Origin of the sequence: Luteimonas sp. gir (genome assembly GCF_037198055.1) — a bacterium.
Taxonomy (GTDB): Bacteria; Pseudomonadota; Gammaproteobacteria; order Xanthomonadales; family Xanthomonadaceae; genus Luteimonas; species Luteimonas citri_A.
On record NZ_JBBAXQ010000005.1, the window covers coordinates 120,145 to 133,438 of the forward strand.

The window sequence follows — 13,294 nt, forward strand, 5'->3', positions numbered from 1 at the left end:
GCCCACGGCGCGGCGGACCGTGCACGCGAAGCGCGTGGGCTCAGGCCTCCACAAGCAGGGCGAAGCCGCCATAGATCATGCGCTTGCCATCGAACGGCATTTCGCCGTCCGGGCGCATCCGCGGGTCCTCCATCAGCTTCGGCCACGCCGCATTGCGCAGCTCCCGGTTGGGCCATTCGATCCACGAGAACACCACGTGTTCGTGGTCTTCGAGCAGCACCGCACGTCGGAAATCGGTGTGCTTGCCCTCGGGCACATCGTCGCCCCAGGCCTCCATCACGCGCACGGCCCCGTACTCCAGAAACGCCTCGGCGGTCTTGCGCGCCATCGCGGTGTACGCATCGCGTGCGCGCGCTGGGACTGGCAGCACGATGCCGTCGACATAGCCGCCGCGGCCGGTCCCGGCGTCGACGAGGGAGGCGAAGCCGCCTAGGATCATGCGCTTGCCATCGAAGGGCATGTCCTGCATCTGTTGCATGCGCGGATCGGCCATCATCTTCTCGTGGGCCTGGTCGCGGGTCGCGCGGTCGGGATACTCCATCCAACTGAACACCACGGTCTCATCGTCGGTCGCCTGCACAGCGCCCTGGAAATCGTTGCACTTGCCGCGTGGCACCTCGTCGCCCCAGGCCTCCACACAACGGACGTGCCCGTACGTCTTGAACACCTTGAACGCATCGCGGGCATGCTGTGCGTAAGCGTCCTTGTTGGCGGTCGGCACTGCGACCACGAAACCCTGGACATAGGTCATGCGCTTTCTCCTGTCGGATGGAACGAGGCGTCGCGATGGGCGTGATTGCCGATCCTGGATCATGAAGTTATAAAAAACAACAATGAAGTTAGAAAAAGAAACTGAATCGGCGCAGGCGATGGTGGGGCGCTGGTACGACGACGCCTGCGGCGCTGCGCTTGCGCTTGAACTCGTCGGCGAGCGCTGGGCGCTGCTGGTGATCCGCGAACTGATGTTCGGCCCGCGCCGGTTTTCCGACCTCAAGGCCGACCTCACCGGGATCAGTGCGAACGTGCTGACGCAGCGGCTGGCAGGGCTGGAACGCGTCGGCGTGCTGCGCAAATGCCAGTTGCCACCGCCGGCCCGGGGGCAGGCCTACGAGCTGACGGCCTGGGGCTACGAGGCCGAGCCGATCTTCCAGGTGCTCGGCCGTTGGGCGGTACGCTCGCCGCTGCACGACCCGACGCGGCCGCTGTCGGCGGTCTCGATGATGCTGTCGCTACGGACGATGCTGCGGCCCGATCGTGTGCCGCTGACGATGACGGTGGCCTTCCGCTTTCCCGGCAATGCCTTCATCGGCCGGCTGTCTTCGGCGGGGCTGACGATCGAGCGCGGCGATGCGGACGGGGCGGACGTCGTGTTCGACACCGAGACGACCACGACCTTCGTCGGTCTGGTCTACGGCGGCCTGTCGTTCGCCGAGGCCGAAGCTGCCGGCGCGTTGCGCCTGACCGGCGATCGCGCGCTGGCCTTGCAGTTCATCGGCTGCTTCGCGCTGCCCGACAAGATCGAAGCGGGCGCCCGGTAGCGCGGGCGCCTCAGTCAAGGCTACGTGTCTGATACCGCCGGTGCGCGGGTCGCGACCGGGTGCGGGCGATCAGAACGCGACGCGGCGGCTCAGCCCGCGGCGCTGCCCACGACCGGTGCGGTCGCTGCCGCCAGATCCGGCCAGCGCGTCAGCACCGCGGCGCGGATGCCGGCGACATCGAGTCCGGCCTCGGCCAGCAGGTCTTCGCGACTGGCGTGGTGCTGGAACGCATCGGGCAAGCCCAAGTGCAGCACCGGCATCGCGATGCCCTCGGCATTGAGCAGTTCGGACACACCCGAACCGGCGCCACCGGCGACGACGTTGTCCTCCAGGGTCACGAAGCCGTCGTGCGAACGCGCGAGTTCAAGGACCAGCGCGCGGTCGAGCGGGCGCACGAAGCGCATGTTGACGACCGTCAGATCCAACTCGGCGGCGACGGCCTCGGCGGCCGGCACGATGGCGCCGAAGGCAAGCAGGGCGATGCGGCGGCCCTGTCGGCGGATCTGCGCCTGCCCGATCGGTAGCGTCTCCAGGCCCGGGTCGATCGCCACGCCAGGGCCGGTGCCGCGTGGGTAGCGCACCGCGGCCGGGCCTTCATGGCGGAAGCCGGTGGTGAGCATGCGCCGGGCTTCGTCTTCGTCGGCGGGCGCCATGACGACCATGTTCGGCACGCAGCGCAGAAAACTCAGGTCGAGATTGCCGGCATGCGTGGCGCCGTCGGGCCCGACGACACCGGCGCGATCGATCGCGAACAGCACGTCGAGATTCTGCAGCGCGACATCGTGCACCAACTGGTCGTAGGCGCGCTGCAGGAACGTCGAGTAGATCGCCACGACCGGTTTGGCGCCCTCGCAGGCCATGCCCGCAGCCAGCGTCACGGCGTGCTGCTCGGCAATCGCGGTATCGAAATAGCGCTCGGGGTATTCCTTGGAGAACCGCACCAGGCCCGAGCCCTCGCGCATCGCCGGGGTGATGCCCAGCAGACGGTCGTCGACGGCGGCCATGTCGCACAGCCAGTCGCCGAACACGTCGGTGTAGGTCGGCTTCTTCGCGCCGCCCTTGGCGACCACGCCCGTGCTCGGGTCGAACGGCGAGACCGCGTGGTAGCCGATCTGGTCGCCCTCGGCGAGCTCGTAGCCCTTGCCCTTGGTCGTGATCACGTGCAGCAGCTGCGGCCCTTTGAGGCCCCGCAGCGTCTTGAGCGCACCGACCAGCGCCTTCATGTCGTGGCCGTCGATCGGGCCGGTGTAATGGAAGCCCATCTCCTCGAACAGCGTGGACGGCACGAACATGCCCTTCCAGTGTTCTTCCCAGCGGCGCACGAACTTCGCCGTCGGATTGTTCTTGTCGCCCAGCAGCTTCTTGCCGCTTTCGCGCAGGGCATTGAGCGTGCGGCTGCCGGTCATGCGGCCGAGCATCTGGGTCAGGCCGCCGACCGCCTCGCTGATCGACATGCGATTGTCGTTGAGCACCACCAGCAGGTCGGGCTCGGGCTCCATGCCGCCGGCGTGGTTGAGGGCCTCGTAGGCCATGCCGGCGGTCATCGCGCCATCGCCGATCACGGCGACCACGCGGCGCTCGTTGCCGGCGCGCGCGTTGGCGATGGCCATACCCAGCGCGGCCGAAATCGAGGTGCTCGAGTGGCCGACGCCGAAGGTGTCGAACTCCGATTCCTCGCGCTTGGGGAACGGCGCCACGCCGTCCTTCTGCTTGACCGTATGGATGCTGTCGCGGCGGCCGGTGAGGATCTTGTGCGGGTACGTCTGATGGCCGACGTCCCAGACGATGCGGTCCTCGGGCGTTTCGTACAGGTAATGCAGCGCGGTCGTGAGTTCGATCACGCCCAGCCCGGCGCCGAAATGGCCCCCACTGCGGCCGACGGACTCGATCAGGTAGGTGCGCAGCTCGTCGGCGATCGCCGGCAGTTCGCTCTCGTCGAACTGGCGCAGGTCGGACGGCGCGTCGATGCGCGCAAGGCGCGGGTAGCGCGAGGAATCGATCATCCGCGCATTGTAAGGCCTGGCCCTGCCCGGGCGTCATGCCGCGGTCACGCGGCGGGTTGGCGAAGACCGCGCATGATGTATGGCGTCCCGGTTGCGAGAATGACGCGGCGCACAGGCCGCACGCCGCAGATGCCTGTCGCTTGGCGTCAGACGACGGCGCGTGGGCCGCGGCGGGGCAGGTGGGCGCTCAAAAAGCTCATCTGGTCGGCCAGAATGTTGCGGTTGCTCAGGATCAGATGCTCGATCCAGCTGGGCCGGAACGGCACCGCCAGCAGCGGCATGCCGGCCTGTTGCGGCGTACGCCCGCCCTTGCGGGAGTTGCAGGCCACGCAGGCCGAGACCACGTTCTCCCAGATGTCGAGCCCGCCCTGGGACAGCGGGGCGACATGGTCGCGCGTCAGCGACTGGCGCCCGACCTGGCGGCCGCAGTACAGGCACAGGTGATGGTCGCGGGCGAACAGCGCGGGGTTGGTCAAGGCCGGGGTCGGATCGAGCGCACTGGCGCGCGCATGGCTGCGGCCGGCGATGATCGGGTGCAGGTCCAGCCGGCTCCGGCGGCCGGTTGCGCGGCACAGCCCGCCCAAGACCGTGATGCAGGGCGCGCCGAGGGTCCAGGCGACCGCGTCGCGTGCGTACAGGCACGCCGCGTCCTGCCAACTGATCCAGTTCAATGCCCGGCCATGTGCGTCGAGCGCAAGCAGGCGCACACCGGCAGTGTGGGGGCGGGGCGCGGAATCGAATGCCGATGCTTCGGCGACCGGCGCCGGATCGGAACCGGTGGGGACGAGGCGAGGACGCGCGCAGTCGGTCTCCATCGGGAATCGAGCATATACCCGAACTGTGACGGTTTGTGCAAGACGCGCGTCGAGCGGATCGCGGAGGCGCCGCAGGTCAACGGGCCGGGCGCGCCACTGGCTGTATCAGCGCAGTGGCGCGCCCGGCTTGGGTCAGCTGTCGAAGGCCTCATCGGCCAGCGACAGCAGCGGTGCCGGGCCGCTCTCGATCGCTGCGGCGTGCGCCAGCGTGCGCGGCAGCAGGCGTGCGAAGTAGAACCGCGCGGTCTCGCGCTTGCCGGCCTTGAACGTCTCCGGCCGCGACGACGCATCGGCGACGGCCACGCTGCGTGCCCACCAGTAGGCCAAGGCCACGTAGCCGGAGAAGAACAGGTAATCGTGCGCGGCGGCGCCGACTTCCTCGGGATCGGCCGCGGCGCGTTCGGCGATGGCGCGGGTGAGCGCCTGCCACTGCGCGGCCTTCTCACGCAGCGGGCCGACGAACTCCGCCAACTGGGCATCGCCCTCGTGCTCGCTGCAGAACGCCTCGATCATGCCCAGGAACACGCGCAGTCCCGCGCCCTGCAGCTGCAGCACCTTGCGGCCCACCAGGTCCAACGCCTGGATGCCGGTGGTGCCCTCGTAGAGCGTGGTGATGCGCGCGTCGCGCGCCAATTGCTCCATGCCGTGCTCGGCGATGTAGCCATGGCCACCGAAACACTGCAGCGCGTGATAGGTGCACTCGTTGCCCCACTCGGTGAGGCAGGCCTTGACGATCGGGGTCAGGAAGCCGAGCAGGTCGTCGGCCTGGCGGCGTGCGGTCTCGTCGGCGGCGCCATGTGCGGCATCAACCAGCGAGCCGGCGTGGTAGGCGAGCAGGCGGCCGCCCTCGGTCAGCGCCTTGCAGGTCAGCAACATGCGGCGCACGTCCGGCTGCACCAGGATCGGGTCGGCCGGCTTGCTGGGCAACTTGGGACCCGACAGCGCCCGCGACTGCAGGCGCTCGCGTGCGTAGCGCAATGCGTTCTCGTAGGCACGCGTCGCCAGGCCCAGGCCCTGCACGCCGACGCCCAGGCGCGCGGTGTTCATCATGGTGAACATCGCCAGCAGGCCCTTGTGCGGCTGGCCGACCAGCCAGCCCTCGGCGCCGTCGAAGTTCATCACGCACGTCGCCGAGCCGTGGATGCCCATCTTGTGCTCGACCGCGCCGCAGCGCACCGCGTTGCGCGCGCCGAGCGTACCGTCGCGCCCGACCTTGACCTTGGGCACGACGAACAGCGAGATCCCCTTGCTGCCGGCCGGCGCATCAGGCAGGCGCGCCAACACCAAGTGGATGATGTTGTCGGTCAGGTCGTGCTCGCCGGCGGTGATGAAGATCTTGGTGCCGGTGATCGCATAGGCGCCGTCGGCCGCAGGCTCGGCGCGCGTCTTGAGCAGGCCGAGGTCGGTGCCGCAGTGCGGCTCGGTCAAGCACATCGTGCCGGTCCAGGTGCCGGCGATCAGCGGCTTGAGGAAGACTTCTTTCTGCCACGCCTCGCCGTGGTGGTGGAGGGCATTGACCGCGCCGTGCGAGAGCAACGGGAAATTGCTCCACGCCAGGTTGGCCGCATCGATCATCTCCTCCAGGCAGATGCCCACCGTGTGCGGCATGTTCATGCCGCCGAACTCCGCCGGTGCGCTCATGCCGGTCCAGCCGCCTTGCGCGAACTGGTCGTAGGCGTCCTTGAACCCGTCGGGCGTGGTCACCGCGCCGGTGGCCTTGTCATAGCGCACGCCCTGCTCGTCGCCGATGCGATTGAGTGGCGCAAGCACGGTCTCGCACAGCCGGGCGCACTCGTCGAGCACCGCATCGACCGTCTCACGGTTGGCGTCCTCGAAGCCCAGGGAAGCAAACAGGGACTCGACCTGCAGCACGTCGTGCAGCGCGAAGCGGATGTCGGTCAACGGGGCGTGGTAGGTGCTCATGGGGTCGGCTCTTCTAAAAGGGGAGCGGGCACACAGCGCGTGCTCGGCGGGAGGTGCGCGACGGGATCAGCGCAGCACGCCGGGCAGGCCCGGCACGGGGCTGAGCGCGCTGTCGCGGCGGACGCTGTAGTCGCGGGCGGCGCCGCGATCGTCGGGGGCCGCACGCAGCGTCCCGTCGATGCGATAGGGCAGGCTGCGCCCGGCGGCCAGCGCATCAGCCGTCTGCAGCCGCGCCGGCGCGCTGGGCGCGAACGCCAGCGTGAGCACATCGGCAGACTCGGGCCCGATCGTGATCGGGGTCGAGGACGCCAGCGTACCGGCCGCGTCGCCGCCGACCGTCAGGTCGAGCTGGATGGACTCGAAGCGCATCGGCACGCTGCTGTAGTTCTGCACTCGCAGATCCACCGACCAACTGCCGTCGGCCGCGACGCTCAGTTGCTGGATGCTCGCCGCCGGCTCGGAGACACGGCGCGGGCTGGTGACGCAGGCCGCGACCACGCAGGTCGCCAACAGGAGGGTCAGCAGCTTCCACGGCTTCATCGCAGCGCTCCGTCGAGGGTGGGCCCACGATGTTAGCGCGTCGCCGCGCCCGGCCGATGCCTGGGTGGGTGCCATCGACAATGGGGCGCTCAAGAAATGGTTGCCGTTCTGCGGCGCGCCCCGTATCATGCGCGTCCCGCAGTGGCCGGGTAGCTCAGTTGGTAGAGCAGGGGATTGAAAATCCCCGTGTCGGGGGTTCGATTCCCTCCCCGGCCACCATTGCGTCACGGAAAAGCCCGCAGAAATGCGGGCTTTCTCGTTTCTGGGCGTGGCCGCTCAGGACTTGCACTGCCGCTGTGCTTCAAGCACACCGATGCCGGGGCGCCTGCTTCGGCCGTCCGCTACGTCGATGCGATCGTGGCCTACTGCGAGAGCTTGGAGACGTTCCCGGAGCGGGGGACAAAGCGGGACGATCTATCCCCGGGCCTTCGGATCACGAGTTACCGTAGCGCCGCTGTGATGCGTTCCTGAGGATGCCGAACGGGAAGTAGTCTCGATCTTCGGCGTGTTCTACGGTGGCCAGGACGATGAGGGGATGTGGTCGCTCGACGGCTAATGGCGGCAGTGTCACAGCAGCCCTGCGACCCCATGACACGGCCTGAGCGCCACCCCATAATCCGCGCTTCGCTGCCGCCCGGCGGCTGAAGGACAACGCGTATGCATGCAGTGACCACCATGGAAGTGTTCCTGATCGCGATGGCGATCATCTTCTGTGTGCCGTTCCTGATCTGGCGCCTGGGGCGCACGGACTACTTCGCGCCGCTGGTCGTGGTGCAGATCCTGACCGGCATCGTGCTTGGCCCGGGCATCCTGGGGGCGGCGTTCCCGGGCTACTACACCTTCGTGTTCCGGCCGGAGGTGGTGCAGATCCTCAACGGGCTCGGCGCTTGGGCGGTGATGCTGTTCGTGCTGATCGCGGGGATCGAGCTCGACCTGAGCAAGGCGTGGGTCAACCGCCGCGAGAGCGGCATCACCGCGGGCCTGGCGCTGGGTGTGCCGCTGGTATTCGGTGCGTTGGCGGCGGTCGGCTTGCTGCGCTTTCCGGGCTGGATCGGCGTTTCGGGCGCGGACTGGCAGTTCGTGGTCGGCGTGGGCATGGCTTGCGCGGTGACGGCGTTGCCGATTCTGATCCTGCTGATGGAGAAGCTCGACATCCTGCGCCGGCCGATCGGGCAACGCATCCTGCGCTATGCCAGCCTCGACGACATCGCCATCTGGGGCGTGCTGGCCCTGGTGCTGCTCGACTGGGAGCGCATCGGGCGCCAGGTCGGCTTTCTGCTGGCGTTCGCTGTCGCCTGCGTGGTGTTCCGGCGTTTGATGCGGGCGATTGTCGAACGCGACCGCTGGTACGTGATGCTGATCTGGCTGGCGGTGTGCGCCTTCGGTGCCGACTGGTCGGGCCTGCACTTCATGGTCGGCGCGTTCCTGGCCGGCGTGGTGATCGATGCGGACTGGTTCGATCAGCAGGACATGGACCGGCTGCGGCACAACGTGCTGCTGGTGATGATGCCGGTGTTCTTCCTCAGCACCGGCCTGCGCACCGAATGGAGCGTGGGCGGCGCGGCGGTGTTCGTCGCCGCACTGGTGCTGCTGGTGGCGTCGGTGGCGGGCAAGCTCGCCGGTGTCCACCTGGCGGGACGCCTGCTCAAGTGGGCGCCTGGCGAGGCCTCGCTGATCGGATGGCTGCTGCAGACCAAGGCGCTGATCATGATCATTTTCGCCAACATCCTGCTCGACAAGGCCATCATCTCGAGCGCGACGTTCACCGCGTTGCTGCTGATGGCGGTGATGAGCACGATGCTCACGATCCCGATGGCCACGCCGCGCCTGCGCGCGCTGGGAATGGGCAAGTAGATCGGCCGAGGGGGCGAACGCGTCCAGGCCGGTGCGCCCAGGTGGTGATCAGCCGGCCACGCGCTGAACGCGTGCCGGCGCGGGCCTGGAACGCCGCGCAGGCGGGCGCATGATCGGTATCGGATACCGCGCGAGATCGAAGGAGGTCCGCATGCGCCGCCATCCCGCCCCATTCGCTGCCGCGCTGGTCGCTGCGCTGGCGCTCGGCGCCTGCGCCAGCCCCGGGCTCCGCGACAGCGAGAAGTACGCGCTCTACGACGCGCACGCCGGCACGCCGGTCGATCATTTCCGTTACCTGGGGCAGATCAACGGTTGGACGCCGCTGGGTGACAGCGCGCTCGCGGTCTGGACGCGTCCGGGCGAGGCCTTTCTGCTCGACCTGTCGGGGCCGTGCCAGGACTTGAGCTATACGCCGGCGATCGGGCTGACCAGTACCATGAGCCGGGTCGATGCGCGGTTCGACAAGGTGCTGGTGCACAGCCGCAGTGCCATCAGCATGCCGTGCCACATCCAGCAGATCCGGCCGCTCGACGTCAAGGCGGTGCGCGCGGCCGAAAAGCACAACCGCGAGGGTGGGCCCTCGCTTGACCGGCCGTCCGACGCGCCGGCGCCGGCGGCTCAGCCTTCCGATTCGGGCACGTAGCCCATCGGGCGATCGGTCTGCCGCTCGAACAGGTACTTGCGCATCTCGCCTTCGAGGAAGGCGCGGTGCTTGGGGTCGAGCGGCGAGAGCCGGTTTTCGTTGATCAGCATGGTCTGGTGCGCCAGCCAGCGCGCCCAGGCCGGCTTGCCGATGCTGGCGAAGACCTGCTTGCCCAGTTCGCCCGGCCAGGGGATGAAATCCAGGCCCTCGGTTTCGATCTGGTCGTGGACGCAGTGCACGCGTCGGCTCATGTCAGTCCTCCAGCGCAACGCGCGGCGACAGCAGCAGCGTGCGGATCGGTGCGGGAATGCCGAGGGTCGCGAGTTCGTCGCGGGCCACCCAGCGCAGGTCGTCATTGTCGCGCACGGCGCGGCGCGGAGCGAGGCCGGCCCAGTGCAGCGGATGCAGTTGCAGGCGGTAATGGGTGAAGCCGTGATGCACGGTCTGCAACCTGTGCGGCGTGTCGCGGTCGCCCGCGTCGATCATGTGCGGCGCGTGTGCATCCAGCCAGGCCAATGCGGCGTCGGCATCCTCGCCCTGCGGCAGTGACCACAGCGCGGCCCACACGCCGGTGGCCGGACGCCGGTGCAGCAGCACGCGGCCATCGCGGTCCTCGAGCAGCAGCACGGTCGCCTCGCGCTCGGGCAGCGTCTTGGTCGGCTTGGGCGTGGGCAGTTCCTCGACCCGGCCCTGGGCGAACGCCACGCAGTCGTCGTTGACCGGGCACAGCAGGCAGGCCGGCGAATGGCGCGTGCACAGGGTGGCGCCGAAATCCATCTGCGCCTGGGTGTAATCGGCCATTCGCGCCTGCGGCAGCAGTGTGTCGGCGATCGCCCACAGCGTCTTCTCGACCTTGGGCAAGCCGGGCCAGCCGGAAACGCCATGGTGACGCGCGAGCACGCGCTTGACGTTGCCGTCGAGAATCGCGAAGCGGTCGCCCCAGGCCTGCGACAGGATTGCCGCCGCAGTGCTGCGACCGATGCCGGGCAGTGCGAGCAGCGCGTCGAAGTCGCGCGGCAACTCGCCGTCGTGCCGTTCGACGCAGGCCTGAGCGGCGGCCTGCAGGTTGCGCGCGCGGGCGTAGTAGCCCAGCCCCGACCACAACGCGAGGACATCGTCGCGCGGGGCGGCGGCCAGCGCGCGCACGTCGGGCAGTGCGGCGACGAACCGCTCGAAGTACGGAATCACTACCCGCACCTGGGTCTGCTGCAGCATGATCTCCGACAGCCACACCCGGTACGGCGTGCGCGGATGCTGCCAGGGCAGGTCGTGGCGGCCGTGGACGTCGAACCAGGCCAGCAGGCGGTCAGCGTAGGACGTCGTCATTGCGCGTCGCCGTCGTCGATGTCGATCTCGAGGCCTTCGAGCGTCGCACCCGGCACCTCGAGGCGATCGATCCGCAGCTGCCCGCGCAGCGGTGGCACCGGCGTGCCGCTGTCGAGCGCATCGAGCCAGCGCAGCAGCTCGGGCACCCGCGCACTGCCATCGAACCGCGCACCGGCATGGGCCACGCGCAGCGACAGTGGCGCGCCCAGTGTCGCGGGTCCGGTATAGCGGACAGAGAACGGCAGCGGGCCGTCCGTCTGTGACAGCGGCGCGGGCAACGGGGGCCAGCCCGCCGGCCAATGCGCGATGCGCCCGTCGAGCGCGATGGCCAGCGTGTCGTCGTAGGCGATGCGCCCGCCAGCCGAGAGGCTCGGCACCATGCCATCGGCGCGGGTTGCCAGCCCGACCGGCGCCAGGACCAGGTCGCCATCCGCGAACGTCAGTCGACCCTGCAGGCCGAATGCGAACGGCAGGTCGGTGCCCTCGGCACGCCAGCGTGCGTCCATCGCCACGCGCAGGGGCGCCAGCGTCAGCCCGGGAGCGTCGGGCTCGACGCGCGTAGCGTCGAGTGCGAGTCGAGTGTCGAGCCGTCCGTCGCCGCCGTCGACCGACAGCGTGCCGCGTGCCTCGATGCGGGAGAAGTCGAGCGGGCGGTCGGTGCGCAGCCGCAGGCGGAACGGGATACGCAACGCATCGACGTGCGCGGTGCCCGCGACCTGGCCGGCGAACGCGCGCTCGGCGTGCAGCGACGGGACATCGAGCGTCAGCCCCTCGATACGCCAGCCCTGGGCGTCGAGCCTGCCGTCGCGCACATGCAGGCCGTTGGTGAACGGGGGCAGGGCGCCGTCGCCCGGCGGTCGTGTGTCGAGCCAGTGCAGCAGCACCGGCAGCTGCAACTGCGGGCCGTCGAGTTCGACGCGGGTGATCTCCAGATCGGCGCCGCGGCTGCGGATGGTCTTCCACGGCAGCGCCAGCAGCACGCGTCGGGCCTGCAGCATCGGCGCCTGCGTGCCCGGCACGCGCACGGTCACGGCGTGGACCACCAGTTGCGGGGTGCCGCGCAGGCGGTAGTCGACCGCGCCATCGAACTGGATCGACAGACCGAGGGCGGGCTCCAGGCGCGCGAGCGCCAGACGCAATGCACGCTCGGGCGGCAGCAGCAGCCAGAGCGCGGCGATGCCGGCCGCGAGCAGGGCGGCGATGCCCACCAGCCATTTCAGCCCGCGCCGACGGCGGCGCGGCGGCACCGGCGTGGCCGGCGCCTGCCCCGAGGCGCTCACGTCCCCAGCGTCTCCGGCAGCATCGCGTCGACGAAGGCCTGGGCATCGAACACGCGCAGGTCCTCGGGGCGTTCGCCGATGCCGGCGAAGCGGATCGGGATGCCGAACTCGCGTGCCAATGCGAACAGCACGCCGCCCTTGGCGGTCCCGTCGAGCTTGGTCACGACCAGGCCGGTGACCTGGACCGCGGCATTGAACTGCCGCAACTGCGACAGCGCGTTCTGGCCGGTGGTGCCGTCGATGACCATCAGCACTTCATGCGGCGCGGTCGCATCGATCTTGCCGAGCACGCGGCGGATCTTGCCCAGTTCGCCCATCAGGCCCTGCTGGGTATGCAAGCGGCCGGCGGTGTCGGCAATGAGCACGTCGATGCCGCGCGACTTCGCAGCCTGCAGCGCGTCGAATGCAACCGCGGCCGGGTCGGCATCCTGGCCCTGGGCGACCACGGCCACGCTGTTGCGCTCGCCCCAGGCCTTGAGCTGGGCGACCGCCGCGGCGCGGAAGGTGTCGCCGGCGGCCAGCATCAGGCCGTGGCCCTCGTCCTTGAAGCGCTTGGCGAGCTTGCCGATGGTCGTGGTCTTGCCAACGCCGTTGACGCCGACGGTGAGGATCACGAAGGGCTTGGCGGTCGGATCGATCGTCAGCGGCCGGGCGACCGGGGTCAGCATTGCGACCAAGTCGGCGCGCAGCGCTTGCAGCAGTGCATTGGCGTCGGCGAACGCGCGCGCTTTCATGCGCTTGCGCAAGGATTCGACCAGCTCGGTGCTCGCCGCCACGCCGACATCGGCGGTGAGCAGTGCGGTTTCGATCTCGTCGAGCAGATCGTCGTCGAGCTTGGGATTGCGCGAGAACAGGCCGCCGAAACTGCGCGCGAAGGTGCTGCCGCTCAGCCGCTCGCGCCAGCCCGACTTGCCAGCCGCGGCGGCGGGCTTGGTCGCGAACACGACCTCGGCCATCGCGGCAGCCGGGTCGTAGATCGCAGGGCGCGGCGGCGGTGGCGGCGTCACCGGCGCGGGTGTCGGCGCGAGGGCATCGGCGGCGGGCGAGGTGGTCGGCGCGATCGGCGTCGCGGCGGGCGTCGCGGTTGCGGCAATCGAGGTGTCAGGTGCAGGCGTCGGCGCGGCAGGCGTGGCCGGGACGGGCGCCGACGGAGCCGCAGGCACTGCCACGGGCGCTGCCGCCGGCGCGGGCGCGAGATCCGTGGAGGGCGTCGGGGTTTCGACCGGTGGCGTGGCGGTCGGCGCGCCGAACGCAGCGGCGATCTCCTCGTCGGTGAGACGGCGCCGGCCGCCCTCGGATTGGGGTTTGTCGCGCTTGAACCAGCTGACCATGCGGCCGTCGGAGCCTGGATGGGGGAGAATGGCGCGCATGG

12 protein-coding genes, 1 tRNA gene and 1 pseudogene are annotated in these 13,294 nt (G+C 69.6%); 4 read left to right on the top strand and 10 right to left on the bottom strand.

Annotated elements, in window-relative coordinates; translation table 11 throughout:
• Nucleotides 1-40 precede the first annotated feature (40 nt).
• Nucleotides 41-436: a DUF1428 domain-containing protein gene (locus tag WAF18_RS09195; RefSeq protein WP_337244887.1), complete on the bottom strand. Its 396-nt coding sequence runs from the start codon at nt 434-436 to the stop codon at nt 41-43.
• Nucleotides 410-751: pseudogene (locus tag WAF18_RS09200) on the bottom strand (DUF1428 domain-containing protein); the annotation flags it as partial. The pseudogene WAF18_RS09200 and the gene WAF18_RS09195, both read right to left, overlap by 27 nt.
• 82 nt (nt 752-833) lie before the next feature.
• Here WAF18_RS09200 and WAF18_RS09205 point away from each other — a divergent pair.
• Nucleotides 834-1,538 (top strand): winged helix-turn-helix transcriptional regulator, encoded by a 705-nt coding sequence (locus tag WAF18_RS09205; RefSeq protein WP_337244829.1) that lies wholly within the window; start codon nt 834-836, stop codon nt 1,536-1,538.
• Nucleotides 1,539-1,627: 89 nt separating this feature from the next.
• On the opposite strand, the gene dxs is transcribed toward WAF18_RS09205, so the two are convergent.
• From dxs to WAF18_RS09225, 4 genes are all read right to left on the bottom strand, one after another.
• Complete coding sequence (gene dxs, locus WAF18_RS09210; protein ID WP_337244830.1) at nt 1,628-3,541, bottom strand: 1-deoxy-D-xylulose-5-phosphate synthase; 1,914 nt, start codon at nt 3,539-3,541, stop codon at nt 1,628-1,630.
• A 146-nt stretch (nt 3,542-3,687) separates the two neighbouring features.
• Entirely contained in the window at nt 3,688-4,356 is a 669-nt protein-coding gene (locus tag WAF18_RS09215) for an HNH endonuclease (protein WP_183425928.1), read from the bottom strand.
• Nucleotides 4,357-4,488: 132 nt separating this feature from the next.
• The gene (locus WAF18_RS09220) at nt 4,489-6,279 is read right to left on the bottom strand and encodes an acyl-CoA dehydrogenase C-terminal domain-containing protein (RefSeq protein WP_337244831.1); all 1,791 of its coding nucleotides are present in this window, start codon (nt 6,277-6,279) and stop codon (nt 4,489-4,491) included.
• 66 nt (nt 6,280-6,345) lie between these two features.
• Nucleotides 6,346-6,819 carry an LEA type 2 family protein gene (locus WAF18_RS09225; protein WP_337244832.1) on the bottom strand — a complete coding sequence of 158 codons (474 nt, stop codon included), beginning with the start codon at nt 6,817-6,819 and terminating at the stop codon, nt 6,346-6,348.
• 143 nt (nt 6,820-6,962) lie between these two features.
• On the opposite strand from WAF18_RS09225, the gene WAF18_RS09230 reads away from it, so the two are divergent.
• From WAF18_RS09230 to WAF18_RS09240, 3 genes are all read left to right on the top strand, one after another.
• Nucleotides 6,963-7,038, top strand: a tRNA-Phe gene (locus WAF18_RS09230).
• 438 nt (nt 7,039-7,476) lie between these two features.
• Nucleotides 7,477-8,673, top strand: a complete 1,197-nt coding sequence (locus tag WAF18_RS09235; protein WP_337244833.1) for a cation:proton antiporter — start codon at nt 7,477-7,479, stop codon at nt 8,671-8,673.
• Between the two features lie 151 nt (nt 8,674-8,824).
• Complete coding sequence (locus WAF18_RS09240) at nt 8,825-9,316, top strand: DUF6491 family protein (protein ID WP_337244834.1); 492 nt, start codon at nt 8,825-8,827, stop codon at nt 9,314-9,316.
• Here WAF18_RS09240 and WAF18_RS09245 read toward each other — a convergent pair.
• Genes WAF18_RS09245 through ftsY form a run of 4 tightly spaced genes read right to left on the bottom strand, consistent with a single transcriptional unit; the run spans nt 9,292 to nt 13,253 of the window.
• On the bottom strand, nt 9,292-9,567 hold the full coding sequence (locus WAF18_RS09245; RefSeq protein WP_241943902.1) for an oxidative damage protection protein: 276 nt from the start codon (nt 9,565-9,567) through the stop codon (nt 9,292-9,294). The genes WAF18_RS09240 and WAF18_RS09245 overlap by 25 nt on opposite strands.
• A 1-nt stretch (nt 9,568) precedes the next feature.
• Entirely contained in the window at nt 9,569-10,642 is a 1,074-nt protein-coding gene (mutY, locus tag WAF18_RS09250) for an A/G-specific adenine glycosylase (RefSeq protein WP_337244835.1), read from the bottom strand.
• Nucleotides 10,639-11,922, bottom strand: a complete 1,284-nt coding sequence (locus WAF18_RS09255) for a hypothetical protein (RefSeq protein ID WP_337244836.1) — start codon at nt 11,920-11,922, stop codon at nt 10,639-10,641. The genes mutY and WAF18_RS09255 overlap by 4 nt, the downstream gene beginning before the upstream one ends.
• Nucleotides 11,919-13,253, bottom strand: coding sequence for a signal recognition particle-docking protein FtsY (ftsY, locus tag WAF18_RS09260; RefSeq protein ID WP_337244888.1), 1,335 nt, complete (start codon nt 13,251-13,253; stop codon nt 11,919-11,921). Before ftsY ends, WAF18_RS09255 begins: the two co-directional genes overlap by 4 nt.
• Nucleotides 13,254-13,294: the final 41 nt, after the last annotated feature.